Origin of the sequence: Brevundimonas sp. (assembly GCF_032107865.1) — a bacterium.
In the GTDB taxonomy this organism is placed as follows: domain Bacteria; phylum Pseudomonadota; class Alphaproteobacteria; order Caulobacterales; family Caulobacteraceae; genus Brevundimonas.
Genome location: NZ_DAMCNG010000388.1, coordinates 1 through 1,265 on the forward strand (window position 1 = coordinate 1; position 1,265 = coordinate 1,265).

The 1,265-nt window shown below is 70.7% G+C and carries 2 protein-coding genes; both read right to left on the reverse strand.

The genetic code is table 11. The annotated features are described in order from the left end of the window. A partial coding sequence (gene nagZ / locus RT567_RS17000; RefSeq protein ID WP_313577354.1) for a beta-N-acetylhexosaminidase occupies nucleotides 1-968 on the reverse strand: 968 nt, incomplete at its 3' end. A gap of 13 nt (nucleotides 969-981) precedes the next feature. Continuing rightward, nucleotides 982-1,265 (reverse strand): SPOR domain-containing protein (locus RT567_RS17005; RefSeq protein ID WP_313577355.1); only part of this gene is annotated, 284 nt, incomplete at its 5' end.

Genomic DNA, 1,265 nt, shown 5'->3' on the forward strand with positions numbered 1-1,265 from the left:
TCGGCGACGTCCAGCGGCTCGGGCGCGCGGACGAGGCGGTTCAGCGCGGCCTCGGCGCGGCGCTTGGCCTCGCCTTTCAGCTTCTTCGCCCCCGCGGCGACGGCGGCCATCTCCTTCAGGTCGCCGTTGCAGTGGAGCACCACGTCGCAGCCCGCCTTCAGCGACTGTTCCGCCCGTTCGGTCAGCGTGCCCGACAGGGCCTGCATCGACAGATCGTCCGACAGGATCAGGCCGGAAAAGCCCAGCCGCTCGCGCATCAGGCGGATGGCCTTCTTGGACGTCGTGGCCGGGCGTTTGGCGTCGACGGCGGTGAAGACGACATGCGCCGTCATCGCCATCGGCATGTCCGACAGGGCCTTGAACGGGGCGAAGTCCCAGGCGTCCAGTTCCTCGATCGCCGCCTCGACCACCGGCAGGTCATGGTGGCTGTCCGAGAAGGCGCGGCCGTGGCCGGGAATGTGCTTGATGATCGGCAGGACGCCGCCCGCCAGAAGGCCCTCGGCGGCGGCCCGGCCCAGTTGGGTCACGGTCGCCGGATCCTGGGCATAGGCGCGGTCGCCGATGATGTCGTGGGCGCCCGGCACCGGCACGTCCAGCACCGGCATGCAGTCGACGGTGATTCCCAGTTCACGCAGGTCATGGGCGATCAGCCGCGCGCCCAGACGCACCAGTTCGCGCGCCGCCGCCGGATCGTTGGTCGCCTTCAGATAGGCGGCGCCGGGCGGATATTTCGGCCAGTGCGGCGGGCCGAGGCGTTGAACCCGGCCGCCCTCCTGATCGATCAGGACCGGGGCGTCGTCGCGCCCCACGCTGTCGCGCAGTTCGGACACCAGCGCCTTGACCTGCTCGGGGCTGTCCACATTGCGGCGGAACAGGATGAAGCCCCAGGGCTTGGCCTCGGCGTAGAAGGCGCGCTCCTCCGCCGTCAGCCTGTGGCCGGAACAGCCGTAGATGGCGGCGGAGGTCATGCTGGCGCGATCCTTAGCGGACGATGCAGTCGCGGCCCGCGGCCTTCAGCGCATTGCAGAAGGCGACGGCGCGATCACGGCTCATGCCGGTGAAGGTGGTGCGATAGACGGTCGAGCCGTTGGCGGCGGTGACTTCCTGCACGCGCTTCTCGGCGCCCGAAGCGTACTGGCCGAAACGGGCGGCGACAGCGGCGTATTCACGGTCGGCGATGGCGGTCGAGGAGAAGGCGCCGATCTGCACGCCCGACGATCCGCCGGTCGCGGCCGGAGCGGGCGCAGGCGCCGGGGCCTTGGCCG